Origin of the sequence: Paenibacillus jepli (assembly GCF_047238105.1) — a bacterium.
In the GTDB taxonomy this organism is placed as follows: Bacteria; Bacillota; Bacilli; order Paenibacillales; family Paenibacillaceae; genus Paenibacillus_D.
The window spans coordinates 785,119-810,820 of the sequence record NZ_JBDFMD010000001.1 but is presented as its reverse complement, the minus strand read 5'-3'; the positions used below and the strand labels follow the sequence as shown (position 1 = coordinate 810,820).

21 protein-coding genes are annotated in these 25,702 nt (G+C 56.9%); 18 read left to right on the top strand and 3 right to left on the bottom strand.

The window, feature by feature from the left end; genetic code table 11:
- The first annotated feature begins 136 nt into the window (after positions 1-136).
- The 16 genes from ABC336_RS03860 to ABC336_RS03785 all read left to right on the top strand — a co-directional run bounded on the left by ABC336_RS03860 (position 137) and on the right by ABC336_RS03785 (position 22,412).
- Positions 137-1,504, top strand: coding sequence for a hypothetical protein (locus ABC336_RS03860; protein ID WP_413237410.1), 1,368 nt, complete (start codon positions 137-139; stop codon positions 1,502-1,504).
- Between the two features lie 217 nt (positions 1,505-1,721).
- Positions 1,722-3,983 carry a helix-turn-helix domain-containing protein gene (locus ABC336_RS03855; protein WP_413237409.1) on the top strand — a complete coding sequence of 754 codons (2,262 nt, stop codon included), beginning with the start codon at positions 1,722-1,724 and terminating at the stop codon, positions 3,981-3,983.
- Between the two features lie 242 nt (positions 3,984-4,225).
- A complete protein-coding gene (locus ABC336_RS03850) occupies positions 4,226-5,848 on the top strand; it encodes an extracellular solute-binding protein (RefSeq protein ID WP_413237408.1) in 1,623 nt (540 codons plus the stop codon).
- Between the two features lie 267 nt (positions 5,849-6,115).
- Complete coding sequence (locus ABC336_RS03845; RefSeq protein ID WP_413237407.1) at positions 6,116-7,018, top strand: ABC transporter permease; 903 nt, start codon at positions 6,116-6,118, stop codon at positions 7,016-7,018.
- A gap of 27 nt (positions 7,019-7,045) precedes the next feature.
- Positions 7,046-7,921: a carbohydrate ABC transporter permease gene (locus tag ABC336_RS03840; protein WP_413237406.1), complete on the top strand. Its 876-nt coding sequence runs from the start codon at positions 7,046-7,048 to the stop codon at positions 7,919-7,921.
- Between the two features lie 43 nt (positions 7,922-7,964).
- Positions 7,965-9,707 (top strand): hypothetical protein, encoded by a 1,743-nt coding sequence (locus tag ABC336_RS03835; protein WP_413237405.1) that lies wholly within the window; start codon positions 7,965-7,967, stop codon positions 9,705-9,707.
- A 68-nt stretch (positions 9,708-9,775) separates the two neighbouring features.
- A complete protein-coding gene (gene iolD / locus ABC336_RS03830; RefSeq protein WP_413237404.1) occupies positions 9,776-11,662 on the top strand; it encodes a 3D-(3,5/4)-trihydroxycyclohexane-1,2-dione acylhydrolase (decyclizing) in 1,887 nt (628 codons plus the stop codon).
- 2 nt (positions 11,663-11,664) lie between these two features.
- Positions 11,665-12,570 carry a myo-inosose-2 dehydratase gene (gene iolE / locus ABC336_RS03825; RefSeq protein WP_413237403.1) on the top strand — a complete coding sequence of 302 codons (906 nt, stop codon included), beginning with the start codon at positions 11,665-11,667 and terminating at the stop codon, positions 12,568-12,570.
- A 57-nt stretch (positions 12,571-12,627) separates the two neighbouring features.
- Positions 12,628-13,626 carry a 5-dehydro-2-deoxygluconokinase gene (gene iolC / locus ABC336_RS03820; protein ID WP_413237402.1) on the top strand — a complete coding sequence of 333 codons (999 nt, stop codon included), beginning with the start codon at positions 12,628-12,630 and terminating at the stop codon, positions 13,624-13,626.
- A 55-nt stretch (positions 13,627-13,681) separates the two neighbouring features.
- Positions 13,682-15,142, top strand: coding sequence for a CoA-acylating methylmalonate-semialdehyde dehydrogenase (locus ABC336_RS03815; protein WP_413237401.1), 1,461 nt, complete (start codon positions 13,682-13,684; stop codon positions 15,140-15,142).
- 39 nt (positions 15,143-15,181) lie between these two features.
- Positions 15,182-16,219 carry an inositol 2-dehydrogenase gene (gene iolG / locus ABC336_RS03810; RefSeq protein ID WP_413237400.1) on the top strand — a complete coding sequence of 346 codons (1,038 nt, stop codon included), beginning with the start codon at positions 15,182-15,184 and terminating at the stop codon, positions 16,217-16,219.
- Positions 16,220-16,232: 13 nt separating this feature from the next.
- Positions 16,233-17,045, top strand: coding sequence for a 5-deoxy-glucuronate isomerase (gene iolB / locus ABC336_RS03805; protein ID WP_413237399.1), 813 nt, complete (start codon positions 16,233-16,235; stop codon positions 17,043-17,045).
- 145 nt (positions 17,046-17,190) lie between these two features.
- Positions 17,191-17,805, top strand: coding sequence for a biliverdin-producing heme oxygenase (locus tag ABC336_RS03800; protein WP_413237398.1), 615 nt, complete (start codon positions 17,191-17,193; stop codon positions 17,803-17,805).
- 27 nt (positions 17,806-17,832) lie between these two features.
- The gene (locus tag ABC336_RS03795; protein WP_413237397.1) at positions 17,833-20,376 is read left to right on the top strand and encodes a diguanylate cyclase domain-containing protein; all 2,544 of its coding nucleotides are present in this window, start codon (positions 17,833-17,835) and stop codon (positions 20,374-20,376) included.
- 17 nt (positions 20,377-20,393) lie between these two features.
- Entirely contained in the window at positions 20,394-20,762 is a 369-nt protein-coding gene (locus tag ABC336_RS03790; RefSeq protein WP_413242432.1) for a DUF423 domain-containing protein, read from the top strand.
- A 36-nt stretch (positions 20,763-20,798) separates the two neighbouring features.
- Positions 20,799-22,412, top strand: coding sequence for an MHYT domain-containing protein (locus ABC336_RS03785; RefSeq protein WP_413237396.1), 1,614 nt, complete (start codon positions 20,799-20,801; stop codon positions 22,410-22,412).
- A 115-nt stretch (positions 22,413-22,527) separates the two neighbouring features.
- On the opposite strand, the gene ABC336_RS03780 is transcribed toward ABC336_RS03785, so the two are convergent.
- Positions 22,528-23,466: a ribose-phosphate diphosphokinase gene (locus ABC336_RS03780; RefSeq protein ID WP_413237395.1), complete on the bottom strand. Its 939-nt coding sequence runs from the start codon at positions 23,464-23,466 to the stop codon at positions 22,528-22,530.
- Positions 23,467-23,657: 191 nt separating this feature from the next.
- Between ABC336_RS03780 and ABC336_RS03775 the strand changes: the two genes are divergently transcribed.
- Complete coding sequence (locus ABC336_RS03775; protein WP_020616996.1) at positions 23,658-23,765, top strand: hypothetical protein; 108 nt, start codon at positions 23,658-23,660, stop codon at positions 23,763-23,765.
- 115 nt (positions 23,766-23,880) lie between these two features.
- Here the strand turns inward: ABC336_RS03775 and ABC336_RS03770 are convergent, their stop codons facing one another.
- Positions 23,881-24,099, bottom strand: coding sequence for a hypothetical protein (locus ABC336_RS03770; RefSeq protein WP_413237394.1), 219 nt, complete (start codon positions 24,097-24,099; stop codon positions 23,881-23,883).
- A gap of 115 nt (positions 24,100-24,214) precedes the next feature.
- Between ABC336_RS03770 and ABC336_RS03765 the strand changes: the two genes are divergently transcribed.
- On the top strand, positions 24,215-24,448 hold the full coding sequence (locus tag ABC336_RS03765) for a DNA-binding protein (protein ID WP_413237393.1): 234 nt from the start codon (positions 24,215-24,217) through the stop codon (positions 24,446-24,448).
- 115 nt (positions 24,449-24,563) lie between these two features.
- Here ABC336_RS03765 and ABC336_RS03760 read toward each other — a convergent pair whose 3' ends face one another.
- Complete coding sequence (locus ABC336_RS03760; protein WP_413237392.1) at positions 24,564-25,691, bottom strand: toxic anion resistance protein; 1,128 nt, start codon at positions 25,689-25,691, stop codon at positions 24,564-24,566.
- Positions 25,692-25,702 lie beyond the last annotated feature (11 nt).

Genomic DNA, 25,702 nt, shown 5'->3' with positions numbered 1-25,702 from the left:
CCCCCGTAAGGCTTTCTAACAAGGTTATGGCATTTTATTGCCATTGACACCCCCGCATATTCATCATATACTTCATACTAATTCTTTATCCGACGAAAAGTATCGGGATTAATACATGATGATGGGGGTATTCCAGTTGACTTATTCACCGCGTTATTCACCGAAATGGCTCACCGCTGTCGCTTTGTCCGCTACACTGATGTTTTCTTCGGCTGCCGCATATGCTGCAGAGCCGACGGCTATCCATGCTTCGCAGCAGGTCTATGCCGACGGGCCGGAGCAATATCAGCAGTTTCTCGCTGCCAAATATGACGTCAGCCTGCAAGGGACGATCACGAAAGGCCAGTTCATCGCTGCCGTGGCACATATCTTAAGCTTGACACCGTCCGGCGAAGCGGTCGCTTTCACCGATCTGACCTCGTCTCATTCGCTCTTCGCGGATGCGGCTGCTTTGTACGAAGCAGGCATCCTGTCGGGACCCGCGATCCAGCCGAACCAGACGCTGACCAACAGTGTTGCCGTATCGATCGCCGTGCGTGCAGCCGGGCTCAAGGAACTGGCATATACATATCCGGAGGCCAAGGTGAATCAGGTGCTGGCCAAGCTGGGCGTAGGAAGCGGCGAACTGAGTAAAGGCATGGCGCAGGAGCTGGCTGCGGCTGTAGACACAGGCGTATTGCCGGCGGCATGGCTGGCCAATTACAAGCCGCACCATACGGCAAGTGAATCCCTATATACCAGCCTCCTCGGTCAGGTACTGGTCAACCAAGGGCTGTACAAGCAGTACATCGGTTATGTCTATGATCAGGATATCGCATTGAAGATCCAGACCGCTTACCATACGGCAGATCTGTTCGAAGCGCCGAAGCTGCAAGAGCTGGTGAACGAAGCGTTGGAGCAGGAGCTGGTCACCGGTTACAATATCAAGGATTCGCGCTATGACGCCAACTTCATCCCGGAGTTGACGCTGACCTACGGACATTCCAATCTGAAGCATGCGATCCAACTGATCGGACTGCTCAAGAGCGAGCAGCTCAACGCCAAGGTGCAATACGAGCCGAAGACGTCCGCATTCCTGCATCTGGCAGAGTGGGGCGATCCGGGACCGAATGTCATTCAGATCGAAAACGGCAATTATATTGCTTTTTCGCTTGAATATGATCTGGTGTTTGAGTTTGCCAACGCTGCTGACAAAGCGGCCTTCCAGGATGTCGTCCTGACCTACGCCAAGAAGAATGAAGCCGATCAGCAGGGACTGATCCACGGATCGTGGTGGCAGCCGCTGTACTTCTCGGAGACCGAGCTGGCCGATTATGAGATCATCACCAACAATCTGATCACCGATCCGGACAGCACCTACAGCGTGCATCCCTTCTCGCTCAACGAGGATTCCGAGCGGGTCGTCGAAGGGTTCAAGGCGATTGATCCAAGTGCGGTCATCACACCGTACCAGTTCTGGGTCGACAAGCCTTTCTTCAACTACCTGCACGGAGAATCCCTCTAAGCAACCGATGTCGGGGTCTGGTTACACCCGGGACGGCGCGTTACACGCGCCGTCCTGTTTTTTTTGGGAAAGCAAGCAATGAGCATCGTCGGAGGGAACGTTCACCGGAAGATACAGGTACTTTTTGACGGTTGATTCCGGAGGCGGTTTGCATTACACTAGAGTAAGCGCTTACCCTATATTTTCCTTTTTGTACTTCTTGCCTAGGAGGCTGTCGATGTTGCTGAAGAAAAATTGGTATCGACGGATGCTGTTTTCTTACTTTCCGATATTTCTGATCACGATTACGATTTTGATTTTTTTATCGTTCGTAATCGTTACTGATATTTCCAATACAGAAACGGTTAAAGCCGACCGTATCAACGCAGAGTATACGATCGATCGCTTGTCCCGGTCTTTGACGGAGATCGAGCTGAGCTTGCTCGAAGAGATACAGAAGAATAACCGCTTCGAGCAGTTCTTCGGGACGCGACAGACCGGGCAGGACACCGAGATTGCCTACGATGTGGCGAATAGCCTGAGAGCGCTTGCCGCCGGAGAAACGTTGATCTACTCCGTTTATTTGTACCGTGCCGAGGATCAGACGGTGCTGACGCAGGATGGCTTGTTCCCGCTGGCTCAGTTCTCGGATCGGGACTTTATCCAGCTGGCGCTGGATCAACCGGACTATGACGGATGGTCGGAGGTTCGGATCGTGCAAGAGCAGATGCCGCATCGAGAAAAGCGATTATTGTCCATGTACAAGCGGCAGCCCATGCCTTTCGGCAACGAGGGGCTGGCAGTGATCAATGTGGACATGTATGCAGTGGAGCAGCTGATCCGGTCGATGAACAACAATGAGCTATCCTTTCTGCGTATCCTGGACCGCCAGGGAGAGACGATCTTCGCGACGCATGGCGCAGGCTTCTCTGACAGCGAGGAGCCGGATGGACGAGTATTGAATCGGCAGATATTAGAACCGCTCGGGTGGACATTTGTGAGCGGCAGCACGGCCGGGCAGTTATTCCTCTGGGTGTCGGTCATTTCTTATGTCTGGATTGTCATCGGGATTGTCACCGTGCTGCTGGCTATTATCTATATCATCTATATTACCCGGAGAAACTATCGTCCGATCCGCATCATGATGAACAGGATCGAGTCGATCCAGATGAATCGCGGCGAGCTGGGGATGAAGATGGACGAGCTGGCGATGATCGACCATACGCTGGAGAGTCTGATTCAGCAGAGCGCCGATTTCGAGAAACAGCAAAACGAGAATTTGCAAGCCAGCAGACGGCAGTTGTTCTTCGATCTCATCCAGGGAGAGCTGGAGGCCTCGGAGATCGAGCAGCGCATGCGCCGTTTATCCTTATGGCCGCGAGCGACGGACCGGCTTCAATCGGTATTTATCGCAGTCGAGATGGCCCGCTACGGGAGCTTCCGCAGCGATTATTCGGTCCGCGATCAACATACGCTGAAGTTCGCGCTTATGAATGTGCTGCACGAGCTCAGTCAGGGCGAGGGCATGCAGGGCTGGCTGGAGTGGATCGGCGAGAACCGGATGGGCTTGATACTGATCTTCAGCCAGCCGCAAACCGAGCCCAGGGCAATCGTGAGATCGCTGGTCGATAAGGGCTGCAGCTGGATCAGAGACAATCTGCGGATGACGCTGCGCTTCGGGGTCGGCACATTTGCCGGAGGACTGGGGCAGCTTCAATCCTCGTACAAAGGGGCCGTGCAGGCGTTGGAGCATCGACTTGCCATGGGAGAGAATGGACTCATCATGAGTGAGGAACTGCCTGGCAAGAGCGGCCGGACCTGGTACAAGTATATGCAGCTGAGCGCTGAGGCCGTCAAGGCGTTCCGATTATTAAGCGGCGATTGGCGTTCAGCGCTGGACCGGATCTTCGCAGAGCTCCGGCAAGACCAGTTGAAGGATGAAGAAATCCGGATGATTATCAGTGCGATGATGGATATGCTGGGCAGCGAGCTGTCGGAAATCTCACATGAGCTGCAGCGGCAATTTGACAGCGAAGCGATCCGGGAGTTGAATCGCAAGGGGGAATCGACGGAGACGCTTGAGCAGCTTCAAAGCTTATATCTGGAGCAATTGACAGACATTTACCGTACCTATGTGGCGCATAGCGAATCCAAAAATCATCGTGCGATGATCGCCGAGATCAAATCGTATATCGAAGAGAATTTTGAGAATCCGGATCTGTCGCTGAAGCATCTGAGCGACCGTTTCAATATCTCCGGCAAGTATGCCAGCTACTTGTTCAAGGAAGAATTCAATATGAAATTCGTCGACTTTATCGTCCAGCTGCGGATGGATCGGGCGGAGCACCTCCTCGCGCACACTGCAGAGCCGATCCAGAATATTGCGCTGCAAGTCGGCTATGCCAATGCGATCACTTTCGGACGGGTGTTCAAGCGGATCGTCGGCGTCACGCCTGGCGATTATCGTAAGCTGCAGATGAGGCCGGGGTCGACACCGTAAGGTTGAAAAATCCAGTTGTAGCAAGGGATCTGGCATTTTGTTTAGGATGCGAAGGTAGTTTAGTATTCCATATATTGGTGGATTCGTGCTTTGGTTTATCGATTTGAAACAGGTTTATTGCCGCCTGCTTTCCGGCTGTGACATACTGTGGTCAGTCCGGAAGGGGCGCACGGCGCTGAGGCAAGAACGCGCTTACAACTCCCCGTGCCGGCAACATTCGTGAAGGAAAGAAGGGGTTAGGAATGAACAGACAACACACTCGCAGCAAACGTCTTATCTCATCCAAGACGCTCGTATCGGCAGTCGTGCTAAGTACGCTGCTCGTATCGGCATGCTCCTCCAACGACGGCAAAACCAGCAGCACGGGGGGGACAGCCGAGGGAGGAAACGGAGCGCGCGTTACACTGAAGGTTGAAGTATTCGATCGCGGCAATACGCCGACAGGCATGACAATTCAGGATAACTATATGACCCGCTATGTGCAGGAAAGCTTCGGCGACCCGAACAATATCGATGTCGAGTTCGTGCCCATCCCCCGGTCCGAGGAGATCGAGAAGCTGAACGTGCTCATGTCCAGCGGCAGCAATGTGCCGGATATTGTCTTCACCTACGACCCGAACACCTTTAACCGGTACGCGAGTCAGGGCGGACTAACGGATGTCGGCCCGCTGCTTGACGAGCATGCGCCGAACCTGAAGGCGTTTCTCGGTGACGACGTGCTGGAATACGGAAAATTCGAAGGGACACAGTTCGCTGTCCCGGCCAAACGCTCCAACACAGGCAAATATGCCTCGTTCATCCGCCAGGACTGGCTCGAGAAGCTGGACATGCCGGCCCCGACGACGACCGATGAGCTGTACGAAACATTGAAAGCCTTCAAAGAAAACGATCCGGGAGAAACCGGGGGTCAAGTCATTCCGTTCGGTATGACGATTGCTTCCGCGCAATATGAAACGTTGCTCTGGTCGTTTATCGAGCCTTTGAGCGAGGAAGAGCGCTTCACGATGACACAGCAGCTGGGCTCCAACGACTATCCGCCGCTGCTGCCCGGCTTCAAGGAAGGTCTGAAATTTATGAACAAGCTGTACAACGAAGGCTTGATTAGTAAAGATTTCGGACTCGATGAGGATAAAAAGAAGTTCAATGAAGACATCTCCAGCGGCAAGACAGGGTTCTTCTCGGAAGATGACGTGAACATGTTTTACGAAAATGGCACCTACGATATCCTCAGAGCCAATGTAGAAAGCGCCAAGCTGCTGCCCATCGACGTGTTCACCAATTCGGAAGGGAAATATGTCAAGCCGAAGTACGCGCCGAACGGGATGTATATCATGATTCCAAAATCGAGCCAGCGTCCGGTAGAAGCAATCAAGTATCTGGAGTGGATGGCTTCCGAGGATCATCTGTTCCATATCCAGAACGGTGTAGAAGGCGAAAACTACACACTCGAAGACGGCATTCCGGTCGTTCTCGAAAACCCGAGCCAGGAGGCAATCGACCGTCTGTTTATCAGCGGCGACATGGCGATTATCTCTAACGGCAAGCAACTGGGCAGTGAAGAGGACAATATGAAAGCGCGTGCGCTGCAATTCCCTACCCGTTACCAGGAAGATGTCGCCCTGGCTCAGGATATTGCCAATCGGGATACGGTCGAGATGGTCGTAACCGGCAGACCGATCGAAGCGCAGACCAAATACGCAACGACCCTGCAAGACAAGTTCAACGAGTTGATCGTAAAATCGACTATGGCCAGCCCGGATCAATTTGATACCGTCTTTGAAAACATGATGAGGGATTACATGACCAATGGCGGCCAGGCGATTCTCGACGAGCGCACTGCGTTGTACAAGGAACTGAACGGCTAAGCAGCACGAAGGTGAGGAGAGGAGCGATCGCTTGCGGGCGATTCGCTTCTTCCTTACGAAGCGAGTTTTCCTGCGGAAAACTTAAGCGTATGCTTACGAAGCGAGTTTTCCTGCGGAAAACTTTTAAATTCTAAGAAAGTATAAGTTTCACATTCATACTTAGCTTAGAATTCTATGGAATGAAACGCGCTGCACTCAGAGATTTGCGAAGCAAAACTGGCTTCGTAAGCACACGGCGACAGCCGTTTCACCTTGGGAGGGGACGTTGTGAGTTTTAAAAGCTATTTCACCCGCTATTGGCAATTGTATGCGCTCGTTGTGTTGCCGCTGGCTTATTTTCTTATCTTCCGATACGGTCCCATGTACGGCATCCAGATCGCCTTCAAGGATTTCAATTTCTTTCAGGGCATTCTTGGAAGTCAGTGGATCGGCTTTGATGCTTTTAGAGAAGTTTTCGGTATGCGGGATTTTTATCTTGCGCTGCGTAATACGCTCATGTTGAATTTTCTCGATCTACTGGTGTCCTTCCCGGCACCGCTCATTCTGGCGATCTTGCTCTATGAGATGAAGATCGTCTGGTTCAAGCGGCTCTCCCAAACCGTTCTGTATATCCCGCATTTCATCTCTTGGGTTATCATTGGCGGCATCGTCTATCAGGTATTCGGCACGCAATCAGGGATGATCAACAACCTCATCACGAGTATCGGCTTTGATGCGATTCCGTTCCTGACGAGCAAGAATGAGTGGCTCGTCACTTACCTGCTGGTAGGCGTATGGCAGAGCGCAGGGTGGGGGACGATCATCTATCTCGCAGCGCTGACGGGCATCAACAAGGAGCTGTTTGAGGCCGCCAGCATCGACGGCGCCGGCCGATTGAAACGGATCTGGCATATTACCTTGCCGGGTTTGAAGTCGACCATCGTTATCCTGCTCATTATTAATCTGGGCAACATGATTACCATCGGTTTTGATCGTCCTTATGTCATCGGCAACCTGGCGGTGAGGGAATACTCGGATGTGCTCAGTACGTTTGTTTATCGAGTCGGACTGCAGTCTGGACAATATACGATGGCTACGGTAGTCGGTCTGTTCCAAGCCGTCGTCGGCATGATCTTTGTCCTGGGAGCCAACTATACATCCAAGAAGCTGACGGATGAGAGCATTCTTTAATTCCTCCACGAAAGGAGCATACTCCCTATGAAAGAGCAGACCGCCAGCCGCTGGTTTGATATGTCCACCATCATCATTATGACGATTGCAACATTGCTGTGTCTGGCCCCGTTTGTGCATTTGATCGCGATATCGTTGAGCTCGGCTGGACCGATTACATCGGGCAAGGTTAGTCTGATGCCTGTTGGTCTTACATTTGAAGCCTACGCCAAAGTCTTCGCTGACGCTGCCATGATTCGTTCGATGTTCTTTACCATTGGCTTGACTGTGCTGTTCACGCTGATGTGCATGCTGATGACGATTGCGCTCGGTTATCCGCTGTCGCGCAAAAAGCTGAAGGGGCGCAAAACGATGATGCTGATCGTCGTGATCACCATGTTCTTCAGCGGCGGTATTATTCCTGAATACATTCTGGTTCGCAATCTGGGTTTGCTTGATTCCGTGTGGGCACTTGTTTTGCCCGGACTCATTAATCCGTTTTATCTGATCATCATGGTCTCGTTCTTCAACAATATCCCGGAGAGTCTGGAAGAATCTGCGGAGATCGACGGCAGCAGCCATTTCCGGACCCTTATGAGCATCATGCTCCCCCTGTCGCTGCCGGTGCTGGCAACACTTAGTCTGTTCTATGCGGTCGGCCGTTGGAACGGATTCCAGGATACGTTAATGTATATTACCAGTCCCGAGCTGTATCCGCTCCAGCTCAAGTTGTATCAGATGGTGCAGAATTCCATGATTACGGATCTCTTGAAAAACGAAGGCGGCCAGCGCAACATGCTGCTCGTACCGGAGAGTCTGAAGGCGGCCAGTGTCATCTTCGCCACCGTGCCGATCCTGCTCGTCTATCCATGGCTGCAGCGCTTCTTTGTCAACGGGGTCATGCTCGGAGCCGTGAAGGGATAACGACTATGTCAGTCCATAGCGGGCTGAGGAAGCGAGGAATGAGATGGAGGACATCTATCTGAGAAATGTCGCTCTCGGCGACGAGTGGACGGAGCTAGGTCTCGAGCGACAGGTGATGGATCCTGCCAGCCGCTTCTATGGAGGCGTGCGCGATCCGTTAACCGGTCTGGCTTGGCCAAGCCATGTCGGGGGCGCACCGCTCTATATCGCGACGTGGACTGCTGCTCTGTTATGCAAAGAATCGCGCTACTACCGCAGCGAGCCGCTGGCGGAGCGGCTTGAGCTGGCAGCGGACTTTCAGCTCCGCTCGCAGCATGCCGACGGTACGATCTCGCCGGGCTTCACCAACATGCACTCGCCGCCGGACACCGCCTTTGTCGTGAGCGGGCTGGCGCAGACATACGAGCTCATGATCTCCAGTGGCTGGGAGCCGCTGCAGCGAGCTGCGGCAGTGCTCCGCCGGTTCCTTGAGGGCACGGTGCCGGCGATGCTGACCGGCGGTTGCCATACGCCCAACCATCGTTGGGTGCTCACAGCCGCGCTCGGCTTCCTCTACCGGCTGACCGGCGAGGAGGCGCTGCGGCAGCGAGCTGAGGTCTGGCTTGCCGAGGGGATCGACTGCACGTCGGACGGCGAATGGACCGAGCGGAGCAACGGGATTTACAATGCGGTCAGCAACCTGTCGCTGTACTATACCGCCGAGCTTCTCGAGCTGCAGGAGCTGCTGGAGCCGGTCCGGCGCAACCTGTACATGATGCGTTATCTGATTCATCCGAACGGAGAAGCAGTTACGGACTATTCGGGACGCCAAGATTTTGGTACAATGGCCCATATGGGGACTTACTTCGTCGTCTCAGCCCTGATGGCCTGGAAGGACGGCGATGCCGAGTTCTCCGCAATTGCTTCACTCGCAGGGAAAGCGCTAACCCACCCTGGAGGCCTGCCCAATCACACGATGACGATGCTGCTGCGTCATCCTGATCTGCTCCGGCAGCTGCCGGCACCGGCGCCGCTGCCGGACCGTTACCGCATCGTCCTGCATGCCGATTTTCCGCGTCCTCGCTATCTCCAGGATATGGCGAGCGTGGGGCATGGGGGCGTCATCTACCACAGCCGCATGCATACCGAGTTCGGCGCTGCGCTGGCAAGGCACCGGGACGGACGTACGAGTGCGACCATTATGACGGAGAGCCCGTCATTATTCTCCTTGCGCCACGGCGAGGCACGTCTGCTGGGCGTGCGGATCGCCACCGCGTTTGAGCCGGGCATCGTCAAGATGCATCGTATGGAGACGATCGAAGGCGGCTATCGGCTGCAAGCAAGCGAAGCCAAAGGCTATTATGGACCGCTGCCGCCTGAGCTGCTCCCGGATACGTCCAGCAGCGCCTGCAGTCCCTGGTATCTGCTGCCGCATCATCTGCGCGAGCTGACGCATGAGCAGCAGCACCGCCCAGAGGCAGAGCTGACCGAGACGGAGAGCGGCTGGCTGCTGCGCCTCCGCTGCGAGGAGCCGGAGCTTCTGATGACCCAGGTCATCCTCCTGTTCGGCAGCGAGAGCGAGCTTTCCGGCCCGCATCTGGAGCAGCAGGACGACGGGAGTTACCGGCTGGTCCAAGGGACGATGCGCTGTCGATCCGGCACGGACTGGATTGAAGTGCAAGGAGGCGCACTGGAGCATCTGAAGCCAGCCGGGGAGGGGGCGTTGCCTCGCCATTGCCAGGCCGTTGCGGTCAACCTGCTGACACCGTACGATCATACGATCGCGATTCGGCTGTCCTCAGGGTAACCCCGTATATACCGGGGTTTTATTTTCATAAGGGGTTAAGCGCTTAACCTCGAAGAGAGGAGATTATTATGACAACCTTGCGTTTATCGATGTCTCAGGCGCTTTTGAAGTTTCTGGATCAGCAGTATGTGTCAGTAGACGGCCAGGAGTACAAGTTCGTGCAAGGGGTGATGGGCATCTTCGGTCACGGCAACGTGACCGGCCTCGGAGAGGCGCTGGAGCGCAGTCCTGGCTCGCTGACCTTCATCCAGGGCAAAAACGAGCAAGGCATGGTTCATGCGGCTGCCGCCTTTGCCAAGCAGCGCCAGCGCCGCCAGATCTATGCCTGTACGTCGTCAATCGGGCCGGGCGCGCTCAATATGGTGACAGCTGCCGCGACGGCGACGGTCAACCGGATTCCCGTACTGCTGCTGCCTGGCGACAACTTTGCCTGCCGCCAGCCCGATCCGGTGCTCCAGCAGTTGGAAGTGCCCGGCGATTACACTGTCTCCGCCGTCGACGCCTTCCGTCCGGTCAGCCGCTTCTGGGACAGGATCGTCCGCCCGGAGCAGCTGATGAGCGCGGCGCTGCATGCGATGCGGGTGCTGACCGATCCCGCAGAGACCGGTGCGGTTACGCTGGCGCTGCCCCAGGATGTACAGGCGGAGTCGTATGATTATCCGCTCTCGTTTTTCGAGAAACGGGTGCATTTCATCGAACGCCGCCCCCCTGCCGCCAGTGCGGTCGCCCGGGCAGCTAGGGCAATAGCCGGCAGCCGCAGGCCGCTGCTGATCGCCGGCGGCGGCGTGCGGTATGCGGACGCCGGAGGCGAGCTGGCAAGCTTTGCCGAGCGCTTCGGCATTCCGGTCGCCGAGACCCAGGCGGGCAAGAGCGTCCTGCCATGGGATCATCCGCTGAATATGGGCGGCATCGGCGTGACCGGGACGCTGGCCGCCAACCGGCTGGCGCGGGAAGCCGACATGATCATCGGGGTCGGGACGCGCTACTCCGACTTTACTACGGCGTCCAAATCCGCCTTCGCCCCGGATGTGCAGTTCGTCAATCTGAACATCAACGGGGCCGACGCAGCCAAGCTGACGGGGCTGCCGCTTGCGGCAGATGCGAGAGAAGGCCTCAGGGCGCTTCATCAGGCGCTAGGGGATAGCGGTTACCTCAGTGGTTACGAGGATGCGGAGCTAGCGGAGCTTCATGTCGCTTGGAAGGGCGAGGTGGACCGGCTGTATGCACTGGAATCGGACGAAGGGCTCGTCCAGACGCATGTGCTCGGCATCATCAATGAGTCGCTGCGGCCAACGGATGTCATCGTGTGCGCCGCCGGCAGTCTGCCTGGCGATCTGCAGCGGTTATGGCGAGCGTCGGAGCCCGGCACCTACCATATGGAATACGGATTTTCCTGCATGGGCTACGAAGTGAGCGGCGCATTCGGAGCGGCCTTGGCTGAGCCCGGCCGGGACGTCTACGCGCTTGTGGGCGACGGGAGCTATCTGATGCTTCACTCGGAGCTGCTGACAGCGATCCAGGAAGGCGTCAAGCTGACAATATTGCTGCTGGACAATCACGGCTTCCAGTGCATCCACAATCTGCAGCGGGGACACGGCAGCGACGGCTTCGGCAATGAGTTCCGCCGCCGGGACGCCGCCAGCGGCAGGCTGTCCGGGGCGTATCTGCCGATCGACTTTGCCGCCCACGCCGCCAGCATGGGCGCGTATACACGCGCTGCGCGCACGGCGGCGGAGCTGCGTCAGGCGCTGCAGGACGTCCAGGCGCATCCGGGCGTCGCTCTGATCGATATTAAAGTTCTGCCGGGAACGGGCACTTCGGGCTACGAATCATGGTGGCGCATCGGCGTGCCGGAGGATTCGGAGAGCGATAAGGTGCGAGCGGCAGGCCGCGAGATGGCGAGGCGTTCAGGGGCTGCGAGCGAGATCTACAAGTCCACAGGGAAGGGGCAATAGCGATGCTGCAAGATTTGCGTTTTCGAATCGGGGCACACCCGATCAACTGGGTCGGCGAGGATGTCAGGGAGCATGGCGCGGAGACGACCTTCGAGACGATCATGGACGATCTGCAGGCGCTTGGTCTGCGAGGGACGGAGATGGGGCGCAAGTATCCGACAGACCCTGTTGTGCTAAAGCAGGAGCTGTCAGCGCGCGGCATCGAGCTGGTATCGCAGTGGAAATCGGTGCTCTTCTCGGACCCCGCATACCGGCAGCAGGAGCTGGAAGCGTACCGTGCCCATGTGGCGTTTCTGAGCGAGATGGGCAGCCGGGTCGTCAGCACGGCGGAGATCGGCGGCTCGCAGCATTTCGATCCGCGGCGGACCCCCCATGAACAGACGGTGGAGCGGCTGGATGAAGCGGGCTGGCAGGCGCTTGCCGAAGGGCTCAACCAGGCGGGAGCTATCGCGGCTGAGTATGGCATGAAGCTGACCTATCATCACCATGGCGGCACGGTCATCGAACGACCCGAAGAGATCGACCGGCTGATGGAGCTCACCGACCCGGCTCTCGTCCACCTTCTCTTCGACACCGGTCACGCCTACTTCGGCGGCGCGGATCCGCTGCGCGTGCTGCGCAAGCACTATGACCGGATCGCATACGTGCATCTGAAGGATGTGCGCCCGGATGTGCTGCAGCAGGCTGCACTCGATGGCACCGACTTCATCGGTTGCGTGCGCCGTGGCGTGTTCACCTTGCCGGGTGACGGCTGCCTCGACTTTGGTCCGATCATCCGAGAGCTGCACCAGCGGGGCTATGACGGCTGGGCGATGCTCGAAGGCGAGCAGGATCCCGCCGTCCATCCGCCCAGACTGTACGCCGAGCGGGCATTATCCTTCCTGGACGGGATACCGCTGGAGCGCTGAACCTGCAGCTGTCAAAGCCGTCCTGACCAAGACCTAGGAGAGGAGCAACACTAATCCATGATTGCATTTCCTGATCACAAAACGCTTGATTTTGTCGCTGTCGGCCGGCTATGTATCGATCTCAACGCCAATGAAATCAATCGTCCCATGGAGGAGACCGTCACTTTCACCAAATACGTCGGCGGCTCGCCGGCCAACATCTGCATCGGCATGGCCAGACTTGGCCTGAGAACCGGCTTCGTCGGCAAGGTGTCGGACGACCAGATGGGGCGATTCATCCATAAGTATCTGGAAGACTGCAGCATTGATACTTCCGGCGTCACCACAGATGATACGGGGGCGGTGACGGGGCTGGCATTTACCGAGATCAAGAGCCCGACCGACTGCAGCATCCTCATGTATCGCGACAATGTCGCCGATCTGCTCCTGGAGCCTCGCGAGGTGAGGGAGGAGCTGATCGCCAACACCCGGCTGCTGCTTATCTCCGGTACGGCGCTGGCGCAGAGCCCTTCGCGCGAAGCCGTGTTCCAGGCGTTGTCCTATGCCCGCAAACACGGGGCCGTCGTCGCCTTCGACCTGGACTACCGGCCGTATACGTGGAGCTCGGAGGAAGAGACAGCCACATACTACAATCTCGCCGCCGAGTCATGCGACATCATCATCGGTACGAGGGAAGAGTTCGACATGATGGAGCGCTATGAGGACAACCCGGGGCACGAAGACGGGGTAACCGCAGCCAAATGGTTCGATTACCGGGCCAAGCTCGTCGTCATCAAGCACGGCAAAGCCGGCTCGATCGCCTACACCAGAGACGGGGGCAGCCATCGCACAGGCAGCTACCGCGCCGAGGTCGTCAAGACATTCGGAGCCGGCGACTCCTATGCGGCCGGCTTTCTGTACGGTCTGATGCAGGGCTGGAGCGTCGAGCAGAGCATGCAATACGGCAGCGCGGCGGCAGCGATCGTCGTCTCCAGCCACAGCTGCTCGGATGCGATGCCGACAGCAGCGGCGGTCGACGCCTATATGGCCGCCAATACCCTGCATGAGCAGTCTTGAGGCCGCTTTTTCATCCGTATTCCCCACACTACGTACAGGAAGGGAGATTGTCTCCATGACAACGTCCAATGAAGCCAACACTATCCCGAATTTTATCGGCGGCCGCTGGGCCGCCTCCGCCTCGCAGACGACGGAGCCCGTCTATAATCCGGCTAGCGGCGAGGTAATCGCGCAGGTCCCGCTCTCCTCGCGCGCTGACCTGGATGACGCCGTGGTTGCAGCGAAGGCAGCCTTCCCGGGGTGGAGCCGCACAGCTGTGCCGCGTCGCGCGCGCCTGCTGTTCCGCTATCAGCAGCTGCTGGTCGAGCACTGGGAAGAGCTGGCCCGGATCATCACCCGCGAGAATGGCAAGAGCTACAATGAAGCATACGGCGAGGTGCAGCGGGGCATCGAATGCGTGGAATATGCCGCCGGCGCGCCGTCGCTCATGATGGGCAAAGTGCTGCCGGACATCGCTACCTCCCTCGAGTCGGCGATGTACCGCTATCCGGTCGGGATCGTGGGCGGCATCACGCCGTTCAACTTCCCGATGATGGTGCCGTGCTGGATGTTCCCGCTCGCGATCGCCTGCGGCAATGTCTTCGTACTGAAGCCGTCAGAGCGTACGCCCCTGCTGGCCAACCGGCTGGCGGAGCTGTTCGCTGAGGCGGGGCTGCCGCCTGGCGTACTCAACATCGTCCACGGCGCCCATGATGTCGTGAACGGCCTGCTGGAGCATCCCGACATCCAGGCGATCTCGTTCGTCGGCTCGCAGCCGGTGGCCGAGTATGTGTATCAGACCGGCACCGCGCACGGCAAGCGGGTGCAGGCACTGGCCGGCGCCAAGAACCACTCGATCGTCCTGCCGGATGCCGATCTTGATGCAGCAGTGCAGCAGATCACAGCGGCCGCCTTCGGCTCCGCCGGCGAGCGCTGTATGGCGTGCGCCGTCGTCGTCGCCGTCGGCGAGGCAGGCGATGCGCTAGTTGCCAAGCTCAAAGAAGCGGCAGACGGACTTTCCATAGGCGACGGTATGCAAGAGGACGTATTCCTCGGCCCGGTCATCCGCGATTCGCACAAAAAACGGACGCTGGGTTATATCGAGCAGGGCGAGCAGGAAGGCGCCAAGCTGGTGCGGGACGGGCGCCTCGATGACGCGTCGGGTGGCCCAGGATATTTCGTCGGTCCGACGATCTTCGATGAAGTGACAGGCGAGATGAAGATCTGGCAGGACGAGATCTTTGCGCCAGTACTATCGGTTGTCCGGGCAGCTTCGCTGGAGGAAGCGATCGCCTTGGCCAACCGCTCGGAGTTTGCCAATGGCGCCTGCCTCTTCACTCAGGACGGCAGCGCGGTCCGGCAGTTCCGCGAGACGATCGACGCAGGCATGCTTGGGATCAATCTTGGCGTTCCCGCGCCGATGGCATTTTTCCCTTTCTCCGGTTGGAAGAAGTCCTTCTACGGCGATCTGCATGCCAACGGCGGCGACGGCGTGGAATTCTATACCCGCAAAAAAATGGTGACGGCCCGCTGGTAGCGCCAACTGACGGTAGTCCATCTAAAGGAGCACAAGATTATGGATAAACTCAACATCGGGATTATCGGCGCCGGCCGCATAGGCAGGATCCATGCCGAGAATCTGTCGCGGCTGCCCGAGGCCGAAGTGATCGCGATCAGCGATCCTTGGGCAGACGACGCTCTGCGGAGCTGGGCCCATGGGCTCGGGATCGGTCTGGTGACGGCCAACAGCGAGGAACTGCTGCGCCATCCGGCGATCGGCGCAGTCCTGATCTGTTCGCCGACTGACACGCATGTGACGCTGATCAAGCAGGCGGCTGCCGCAGGCAAGCATGTGTTCTGCGAGAAGCCGGTCAGCCTCAGTATCGGGCAGACGGCGGAAGCGCTGGAAGCGGTGCGGGAAGCCGGGGTGACGCTGCAGGTCGGCTTCAACCGGCGGTTCGACCGCAATTTCCGCAAAGCCAGGGAACTGGTGCAGAGCGGGGAGATCGGCCAGCCCCATATCATCAAGATCACCTCCCGCGATCCCGCACCTCCGGGAGCCGACTACATCCGCACTTCCGGGGGCATCTTCATGGATATGACGATCCACGACTTTGACATGGCCCGTTATCTGACCGGCAGCGAAGCGGTGGAGGTTCATGCCTATGGCAGCGTGATGATTGATCCGGTGTTCGCCCAGTATGGCGATGTCGACACTGCGATCGTCACGATTCGGTTCGAGAACGGGGCGCTCGGCGTCATCGACAACAGCCGCCAGGCCGTCTATGGTTACGACCAGCGCATCGAAGTATTCGGTTCCGGGGGGAGCGTGACGGTCGCCAATGACTATCCCAACACCGCTGAGGTGCATACGGCGCAGAGTGTCCGCCGCGACAAGCCGCTGCACTTTTTCCTGGAACGCTACAACGAAGCGTATATCGAAGAAGTGAAGCAATTCGTCGAGGCGGTCTGCGGCAGACGGCCGGTAACGGTCGATGGGAGGGACGGGTATCAGGCCGAGCTGATGGCGCTCGCCGCCCGCCATTCGCTGCAGCTCGGCCGGCCGGTGCGGCTGGACGAAGCGCTGCAGCTGCAGCAAGCAGCGGCACAATAAAGGAGGCGTGCAGATGAATAATCAGTTGATCGTGAAGCCGAATGCGCAGCCTGCGGAAGACGGCAGTCTGCTGCGGATCACCCCGGAGTCTGCGGGCTGGCAGTATGTCGGCTTTGAAGCGCTGCGGCTGGCCCCGGGCGAGACCCTGGAGCGCAGCACCGGCGATACGGAAGTCTGTCTGGTGCTGCTGAGCGGGCGGGCGGACGTAGCGGCTGCCGGGCTGTCCTGGCAAGATGTCGGCAGCAGGATGAACATCTTTGAGAAGATCCCGCCTTACGCAGTCTATGTACCTGGCGGCGAGCAATACCGTGTCGCCGCCGTTACCGAACTGGAGCTCGCAGTCTGCTCCGCACCTGCCGCCGGTGGCCACACTGCAAGACTTATTGAACCTGAACAAGTCGGCGTGGAGCTGCGCGGCAGCGGCAGTATGGAGCGGCTGGTGCACAACATCCTGCCGGAGCAGGAGCGGGCAGACAGTCTGCTGGTCGTCGAAGTGTTCACACCGGGGGGCAACTGGTCGAGCTACCCGCCGCACAAGCATGACCGTGATGCGCTTCCCGAGGAGTCGCTGCTCGAAGAAACGTATTATTACCGGATCGATCCGCCGCAGGGGTACGCCGTCCAGCGGGTATACACTGATGACCGCTCCCTGGATGAGACGCTTGCCGTCCGTGACGGGCAAGCGGTGCTGGTGCCGCGGGGCTACCATCCGGTCGGGGCGCCGGCAGGCTATGAGGTGTATTATCTCAATGTCATGGCTGGTCCTCGCAGGACCTGGAAGTTCCATAATGATCCTGACCATGAATGGATGCTTCGCAAATCATAGCTCTTTATCTTTTGCAGGGGTACGCAACTCGTAAACGAGTCGTGCTCCTGCTTTTTGTTTGTGCGTCCAAAACGCTTCGCCTCAGCTAGTGCTTTTCAAAGTGAATTAATGGTATGATTATAGTATTGTGAAGGAGGCTAGAACCATGTCTACAGCTTCGACAATCCTAACCCGTCTAAAGGAAGAAACGGCGCCGATGCATGAGCACATCGAGAAAAACGAATACGCGGCAGCCATTATGAACAACAGTCTCTCGATGGAAAAATATAAAGATTACTTAATGAAGTTCTACGGTTTCATCAAGCCATGGGAAGCCCGGCTGCACGAGGTGGAGCATCCGCACGGCAGCGCGCTCAGCGAACCGTCTCGCAACAAGACGAAGTGGCTGGAGCAGGATCTGACGGCTCTGGGAGTAAAACGTCAGGAGCTGGATCGTCTGCCGCTGTGCGACGCTCTTCCGGACCTGACCACGCGTGCCAGGGCGCTCGGCAGTCTTTACGTCCTGGAAGGGTCTACGCTTGGCGGTCAGATGATCGCCAAGAAGCTGGCGCAGGTTTTGCCGGTTGACCCGCAAGAGAACTGCCGGTATTTCTACAGCTATGGTCCACATACCCGCGAGCGCTGGCAGGAATTCCGGCAGGAGCTTGAGGAAGAGGCGGATACCGCCGAGAAGGAAGAACAGATGATAGCAGCTGCCCGGGAGACGTTCGTGCTTCTCGATTGCTGGATAACAGGCAGAGAAGTGCCGGCGGCGCTTTGATGCATCTCATAGAAGGGAATGGACCGGATGTCTGACGCGAGCAACCCTGCCAACAAAGAATTGCTAAACCGAACGCTCCTCACGGATGGAGATTACATCCTCCAAGATCCGATCGATCTGACCAATTGCGACAAGGAACCCATCCATATCCCTGGCAGCATACAGCCCCACGGCCTGCTGCTTGCAGTAACATTGGACGATTACAAGGTTGTCCAGTGCAGCACCAATTCAGAGCACATGATTGGGATCGGACACCAGGACATCCTTGGCATGGCGCTCAGCGACCTGATCGAGGAGCCGCAGATCGACAGCATATTGCAGAGGTATCGCAATCGTGCCGTGCCGTCTGCCCTCAATTATATGCACGTTACGGTCCGCACGGCTGGCGGCGAGGCACCTTTCTTCGCGATCATGCATGAGAGCGAAGAGCTACTGATTCTGGAGCTCGAAGAAGGAGACGGCGATATTTTTGCCGATCAGCGGGATTTTGAATGGATCCAGACGTTCTTCAACATTATGAAACAGACCGGGAGCCGTCTCGAGGCCAGTCAGGTGACGGCCGAGCAGCTGCGGCTGATCCTCGGGTACGACCGGGTCATGGTTTACGAGTTCGATGAGAACTGGAACGGCAAGGTCATTGCTGAAGCGAAGAAAAAAGGGCTGGAGCCGTTTCTGGGTCACCACTATCCGGCCTCCGACATCCCCAGACAGGCACGCGAGCTGTATCTGCGCAATTGGCTCCGTATGATCATCGATGTGAATTACAAGCCAGTCCCAATCCTGCCTGTTCTGCAACCGCAGTCCGGCAAGCCGCTCAATCTAAGCCTGTCGACACTGCGGAGCGTGTCTCCCCTGCATATCGAATATTTGCAAAATATGGGCGTCCAGGCAACGATGACGATCTCGCTGATCCATGCCGGGAAGCTATGGGGACTAATTACCTGTCATCACAATGAAGTCAAATATGTCAATCACCGTCTGCGCAATCTGTGCAATTTCCTTGGCGCGTTTTTCTCCAATGAGTTGTATCAGCGGCAGCAGCTCGATGATTATCAGGAAGAAGTAGAGATGAAGACCAAAGTGAATCAGCTCTCGAGCATCTTCATCGGCAACACGACAGCTACAGCTGTGATGCAGCGGCTAAAGGCTGAAGAAGCCTCCCTGCTGAACCTCATGAAAGCATCCGGTGCCGCTGTCTGCTATCAGAACGAGCTCACGCTGTTCGGCGCGACGCCGAGCCGCAGTCAGGTCGGGGAGCTGGCATCCTGGCTGGCGAAGCAGACGACGGGATCGGTCTATCATACGTCCAGGCTCAGCAAGGAATACGAGCCGGCAAAGGCTTATAAGCATCTGGTCTCCGGGGTCATGTATCTGGCGCTCTCCGCAGAGCACAACGAATTTATCCTCTGGTTCCGACCGGAGGTGATCCAAATCGTAGATTGGGCTGGCGATCCTGCCAAAGCGGTCATCCAGGAGGATGACGGGATGCGTCTGAGCCCCCGCAAATCGTTCGAGAAGTGGAGGGAGATCGTGGAGTCCAGTGCGCTGCCATGGCGGGAGATCGAGATCCGGGTCATGCCGGATTTCAACAGCATCATGCTCAAGCGTACCGAGCACCAGCTGCTGCAGGCGGAAGAGAAGGCGCTGCTCAACATGCGCATCATCAAGGAAAACGAGAAGCGTTACATGCAGCTGATGGAGATCTCGTCGGCTGCCTTCTTCACGCTGACAGAGCGCGAGATCGTCTACTGCAACGACGGGGCAGCGCGGCTGCTCCGGGCGTCTGAGCCCGAAGCGCTGCATGGCAGGCAGATCGAAGAGCTGCTCCGAAGCACTGCGGAAGAGGGGCTGCTCGCGGAGCTTGAGCGGCTGGAGCATTCCTCCGAACAGCTGTCCTCGATGAATGAGACGCTGACCGCTCTGGACGGCACAGAACTGCAGGTTGAGCTTACCGCTGCTCAGGTCCAGTTCGGCGGCAAGACTTCTTATTGGATCATCGTCAGGGACCGGGCAGGAGGCCAGCGCCAGGAAGAGAGTTATTCCGATGTGACCGACCAATTACAGAAGTATATGAATCTGGATCCGTTAACCGAGATCCCGAACCGGCGCTACTTCGAAGAATCGCTTTATCATGAGTGGGGGCGCTCTCTTAGTGAAGAGAAGCCGTTGTCTCTGATGATGCTGGACATTGACAACTTCAAGGTGTACAACACGCTCCAGGGCTTCCACGGCGGAGATCTCTGCCTGCAGTGGGTAGCTGATGTGCTCAGCGCGTTCGGCAAACAGGAGGATGCATTCATCGCCCGTTACAGCGGCGGCACCTTCGCGCTTTACAAGCCGGATACGACGCTGGAGGCCATGGCAGTACTGGCAGAGGATATCCGCCAGGCAGTCATGTCGGTACAGATCCCGATGGATCAACTGGAGGCAGGTGATTCGCTGACGGTCAGCATCGGTGTCGCTTCTACGGTGCCGACGCTGCAGCGCAGTCATGCCAGACTGATCCGCGGGGCCGAGAAAGCGCTGGCGCAGGCCAAACGCTCCGGCAAGAACCGCGTGGTCAGCATGTAAAAGGGAGGATATACATGATGCAAACCTTGCTGCTGCTGGGCAGTCTGAATATGATGATCTCTGTCATCCTGGGGGCCTTCGGCGCCCATGCCCTGAAGAAAAAACTGAAGCCTGAACAACTGGCAATCTATCAGACCGGGGTACAGTACCATATCGCTCATGCGCTGGGCATCCTGATCGTCGGTTTACTCGGTTCTGAGCTGGCAGCGCCTTCCCTAGCCGCATCGGCAGGCTGGGTATTGTTCGCCGGTATCGTCTTGTTCAGCGGCTCCTTGTACATTCTAAGCATGACCGGCATACGCAAGCTAGGCGCGATTACGCCTCTTGGCGGGCTGGCTTTCATCGTCGGCTGGGGGATTCTGATCGCTGCAATTCTGCAAAACTAGTGCATGCCATTTGATAACATCTGAGGAGGTTCAACCATGGGGCATATGCATGGCAGCCATGATGCGGTACTGGTCGTCTTCTCCTATATCATCGCAGTTGCCGCGTCATACACACTGCTTGATCTGGCAGGACGAACCAGCAACGCCCGCGGCGGGATCCGCTGGGGCTGGCTGATGTTTGGCGCGGCTGTGATGGGGATGGGGATCTGGTCCATGCATTTTGTCGGGATGTTGGCGTTCTCGCTGCCTGTACCGATTCCCTATGATATGGGGCTTGTTATTGTATCCGTATTCGCCGCTTTTGCCGGCGCCTTGCTCTCGCTCATCTGCGTCAGCCGTCCCGAGCTGCCGCTCAGGCGGCTGCTGCTTGGCGGATTGACGCTGGCTGCGGGTATTTCCTGTATGCACTATATCGGCATGGCTGCCATGCAGATCGATATTGTATACGACCGCCTGATGTTTGGACTTTCGATTCTGATTGCTGTCGCAGCTTCCGTTGCCGCGTTGTGGCTGGCTTTTTATTTCCGCCACACCAGCGGGAAGCGAGAGATCTGGAAGAAGCTTGGCAGTGGCCTCATTATGGGTACGGCTGTCGTCGGCATGCATTATACAGGCATGATGGCGGCCCATTTTGAACAGCGAGACCCTTCGCAGATGTCCAATGGCATCCTGCTCGATCAGACTTCGCTTGCTTATATGATCACGATCGGGACGCTGTTCACGCTGGGACTTTCATTGCTCAGCATGATGATCTCCAACCGCTTCTCGCTCAAAGACAACCAGCTGCAGCAGCAATCTGACGAGATCCGCGAGAAGAACCGCGAGCTGCAGCTGCTGAACTTGCATCTGGAGGATCTGGTTGCCCAGCGCACGGCAGAGCTTGAGCAGGCGCATGACGAGGCCATCGAAGCCAATCTGATCAAAAGCCGTTTCCTGGCCAATATGAGTCATGAGCTGCGCACGCCGCTTAATGCGATCATCGGCTATAGCGAGATGTTGATGGAAGAGGCGGAGGATCTCGGTCAGGAAGCGATGGTCGAAGATCTGGACAAGATCAGACGCTCCGGCAATCATCTGCTTGCATTAATCAATGACATCCTCGACATCTCCAAGATTGAAGCGGAGAAGATGGAGACGTATGTAGAAACATTCTCTGTGGCGGAGCTGATCATGGATGTAGAGTCCTCGGTAGCACCACTCATCCGAAATAACGATAATCGGCTGGAGATTGAATATGTGGCCGGCGACATCACTGCCGATCTGACCAAGCTGAAGCAGGTGCTGCTCAATCTGCTCAGCAATGCAGCCAAATTCACGAAGAGCGGCCTGGTGAAGCTGGGAGTGATCCACTTGGAGCGGGACGGGGTGGCCGGATATCAATTCCGTGTACAAGACAGCGGGATCGGGATCGCTCCGGAGCAATTGAATAACCTGTTCCAGCCCTTTACGCAAGCGGATGCATCGACAACCCGCCTTTATGGCGGCACCGGTTTGGGACTGGCGATCAGCAAGCACTTCATCGAAATGATGGAGGGTGAGATGGAGGTCAGCAGCGAACCGGGGCAGGGCAGCACGTTTCTATTCTGGATCCCGGCGTCGGCAATCGGTCCGTCCGCCTTGTCCCACGCCTCGGCCGGAGCGGCCGGATAGCCGTCGCAGCGAGGGGCTCAACTTGAAGAAGGGGCATCCCATAGTCATCTAAAATGACTTTTGGGACAGCCCCTTGGTTTTATTTTGAAGATGAATCTTGCTTTGTGGGTCTACTCTAATGCGATTTGATCAAGGTATCGATCGATCCGCCCTGGGTGATGATCTGGATCGCAGTCGCAAGTCTGGGCGCCATCGGGATCATGACGAATCTGGACGAGTGCTTCTCGGGAAGGGCAATCGTGTCGGTGATGACGACTTCCTCGATATTGGGGTTATCCAGCTTTTGCAAGCCGTCAGCGGAGAACAGGCCGTGCGTCGCACAGACATAGGCATTGCTCGCGCCGTTCTTCTTGAGAGCTTCGACGACATTGACGATGGTGCTGCCGGTATCGATGAGATCCTCGATGATGATCGGTGTCATCCCTTCGACTTCGCCGATGATATGCGTAATCTCCGACATATTGTGCGCTGGCCGGTTCTTGATCATGATGGCGAACGGACAGTCCAGACTGTCGGCCAGCTTCTCGGCGGTTCCGGCCCGTCCAGCATCGGGAGAGACGACCACCGGATTGACGATGCCCTTATTGCGCAGGTAATCTGTGATGAGATCAAGCGCGGTAAGATGATCGACAGGGATCTCGTAGAAGCCCTGGATTGGGTCGGCATGGAGATCGATAGTCACCAGCCGGTCTGCTCCCACTGAGGTCAGGACGTCTGCGACGAGCTTGGCCGAGATGGGTTCGCGAGGAGCCGATTTGCGTTCTTGCCGGGCATAGCCGTAATAAGGCATGACGAGATTGATCGTTTTGGCCGAAGCGCGTTTGGCGGCATCGATCATAATGAGCAGCTCGACAAGATTCTCATTGACAGGATGCGACAGTGATTGGACGATGAATACATCGCATGTCCGGATTGATTCCTCATACGAGACATGGATCTCGCCGCTTCCCAGCCGGGAGATGTCGATCTTGCCCAGCGGGATACCGAGACTTTTGCAAATCTGCTCCGCAAGGGGCCGATTGGATGAGCCGGAGAATAGTTTTACTTTGTTCATTGGACCTCCCTTACGGATCTATGACCTGTACTTGCATACTGTTTGAATATTATAGCATAATCCATGGTGCGAAGAAATAATCGATACAGCGCCCATAATCGCAGGGATCGATAAAAATTGCCAAAACACCCAGTCCTCTGGCCGCCCGTCGCATATGTTGTGGTGTAGCCTAAATTAAAGGAGGAAACAACATGGGTAATGCTGTAGGCGGTTATGGCGGGTTTCATGGTACATCCACCGGCGCAATTCTTGTCCTGTTCATCCTGCTGGTTATCATCTCCTGCACGTTCCTGTACTAGAAGCTTAAGAAGGTTCAACTGATTCGAGAAGCGTACGCTTTATCCGTGCAGCACCCCCGTCAGCTGGCCTGGCGAGGGTGTGTTTTTGAGTTGGGGCTTATGTGGGAGGTTTAATCTAGGACTCAAAGTTCAGGAAGACATGACGGTCCCGGATATATGCAATATGATCGATAAAGAACGCCTCTTCATTCCAGTCGGTCACTATACCGGCAGCTAACGCCCGCCCGTCTGCTGCTTGCAGGGAATAGACATGAAGAACGGTTTCTAAAGCATAAGCAGTCTGGACATCTTCGTCATGGAGAACTTCCTTTGGGGTTTTCGTAATTGTCACCACCTTTTGGAAATAACCTTTAATATATCATATCTACTTACCTTTGTAAACAGAGAATTTCAGCTTTGGGGTTTACTAGGCGGACAAGGCATGATATGGTTGGCAATATGAGGTGATTATGAAGATGAGACGCGAGGAGTTAACCCGATTGATTCGTCAGCATGTCATGACAGCTTCAGCTGTGAGCGACTATCTCCAAATTTCCAAACAAAGCCTGTCCTCGCTGGTCAAACGGAAGAAATTAAACCCTGTGTTGGAGGAAGGCGCAGTGAGGCTGTTTTTGCGCGGCGATGTGGAGGAGCGCAAAGCTATGGCGAGCCAGTTGCGCGAGAAGTACCGACCTTATGAATGAAGGGGAGGAAACTGAGGAAGCAGTCCCACTCCGTGCATACTTAACATGCACACCAAAAAGCCCTGCGTCGCAGTGTTGCGACGCAGGGCTTCTTGGTGTGCGTTAACGGGATAAATCAAGCGTAGCGTTCGCCTGGACTGAGCCCGATCGTGGCCGCCAGCTTCTCCTTCAACTGACGCTCCATCAGCTGCAGCTCAGCCTCGGCCTCGGAACGCTGCTGTCTGCCTTCATCATAGATCGTCATCGTCTCCTCCAGCGTCATGAGCAGCTCCTGATGCACGGAGCGCAGGGTGTCCATGCTGATCATGCCCTGTTCACTGCGAGCAGCCACCTCAAGCGTGAGCTCGCGATGCCGTTCGGCGCTGCGCTGCATGCTGGTCTCGATCTGCTCTTTCACCTGATTGTGGACGTCCAGCGCCCGCCCGACTCTCGCCTGGGCCATACTTGTGACAAGATCCATCTTCCAGAGCGGGATCAGATTATAGATGACGGACTGGATTTTCTCCATCATCAGTTGTTCCCCTTGCTGCAGCAGGCGGATCCGAGGCGCTTGTGCCAGCGAGATGTATCTCGTCCGGCGGAAGTCGTCGAGCCTCAGCTCCAGTCGGCGGATGAAGTCTTCCAGCTCGCTCACCCGCTGGTCGGCCCAGGGGTCGCTGCCTTCAGCTGCCTTTTGCTGCAGGCGCGGGCGCTCCTCTGTGATGGCTTCCTCCAGACGCAGCTGTACGGCGGCGATGTGAAGATCCAACTGTTTGAAGTAATCATAATTGCGCTTGAGCACGATATCCAGCAGTTGGATATCTTTCTGCAGCATGATGTAGGCTGCGTCGAGACGGTCACGGATCAGCTCGACCTGGTCTTCAAGGCTGCGGGATTGCTGGGCTGTTCGCTTGGCGCTTGCCACCAGCTTGCCGACAAAGGGCAGCTTCATCAGGGAGCGTGCAGGCTTCTCTTCCGTCGGCGTCTGCTGCAGCGTCAGGATCAGCTCGGTGACTGCACTTCCGATCTCCCCGCTGTCGCTGCTGCGGATCTGGGCGAGGATGGAGCCTGCAAAAGCAGCGATATCCTCCTGGATGGCGCTGCCGAAGCTGGCGACAGAGCTGGATTCGTCCCTCGACAGGGTGTCTGCAAGCCGGCGCGCTTGCTGGAGCTCGATCGGGGTCAGCTGTCCAAGGATGCCGGACAGGTCCGTGCCGTTAGTTCCAGCAGCTGCCTGGGGGATCGCCGTCGTGTTGTTCATCATCTATTCCTCCT

Coding starts and splice junctions, on each gene's coding strand:
- ABC336_RS03850 (WP_413237408.1), top strand. CDS start 4,226: ATGAACAGACAACACACTCGCAGCAAACGTCTTATCTCATCCAAGACG.
- ABC336_RS03800 (WP_413237398.1), top strand. CDS start 17,191: ATGTCTACAGCTTCGACAATCCTAACCCGTCTAAAGGAAGAAACGGCG.
- ABC336_RS03765 (WP_413237393.1), top strand. CDS start 24,215: ATGAAGATGAGACGCGAGGAGTTAACCCGATTGATTCGTCAGCATGTC.
- ABC336_RS03785 (WP_413237396.1), top strand. CDS start 20,799: ATGGGGCATATGCATGGCAGCCATGATGCGGTACTGGTCGTCTTCTCC.
- ABC336_RS03795 (WP_413237397.1), top strand. CDS start 17,833: ATGTCTGACGCGAGCAACCCTGCCAACAAAGAATTGCTAAACCGAACG.
- ABC336_RS03835 (WP_413237405.1), top strand. CDS start 7,965: ATGGAGGACATCTATCTGAGAAATGTCGCTCTCGGCGACGAGTGGACG.
- ABC336_RS03855 (WP_413237409.1), top strand. CDS start 1,722: ATGTTGCTGAAGAAAAATTGGTATCGACGGATGCTGTTTTCTTACTTT.
- iolD (WP_413237404.1), top strand. CDS start 9,776: ATGACAACCTTGCGTTTATCGATGTCTCAGGCGCTTTTGAAGTTTCTG.
- ABC336_RS03790 (WP_413242432.1), top strand. CDS start 20,394: ATGCAAACCTTGCTGCTGCTGGGCAGTCTGAATATGATGATCTCTGTC.
- iolB (WP_413237399.1), top strand. CDS start 16,233: ATGAATAATCAGTTGATCGTGAAGCCGAATGCGCAGCCTGCGGAAGAC.
- ABC336_RS03840 (WP_413237406.1), top strand. CDS start 7,046: ATGAAAGAGCAGACCGCCAGCCGCTGGTTTGATATGTCCACCATCATC.
- ABC336_RS03775 (WP_020616996.1), top strand. CDS start 23,658: ATGGGTAATGCTGTAGGCGGTTATGGCGGGTTTCATGGTACATCCACC.
- ABC336_RS03815 (WP_413237401.1), top strand. CDS start 13,682: ATGACAACGTCCAATGAAGCCAACACTATCCCGAATTTTATCGGCGGC.
- iolE (WP_413237403.1), top strand. CDS start 11,665: ATGCTGCAAGATTTGCGTTTTCGAATCGGGGCACACCCGATCAACTGG.
- ABC336_RS03780 (WP_413237395.1), bottom strand. CDS start 23,466: ATGAACAAAGTAAAACTATTCTCCGGCTCATCCAATCGGCCCCTTGCG.
- iolC (WP_413237402.1), top strand. CDS start 12,628: ATGATTGCATTTCCTGATCACAAAACGCTTGATTTTGTCGCTGTCGGC.
- ABC336_RS03760 (WP_413237392.1), bottom strand. CDS start 25,691: ATGATGAACAACACGACGGCGATCCCCCAGGCAGCTGCTGGAACTAAC.
- iolG (WP_413237400.1), top strand. CDS start 15,182: ATGGATAAACTCAACATCGGGATTATCGGCGCCGGCCGCATAGGCAGG.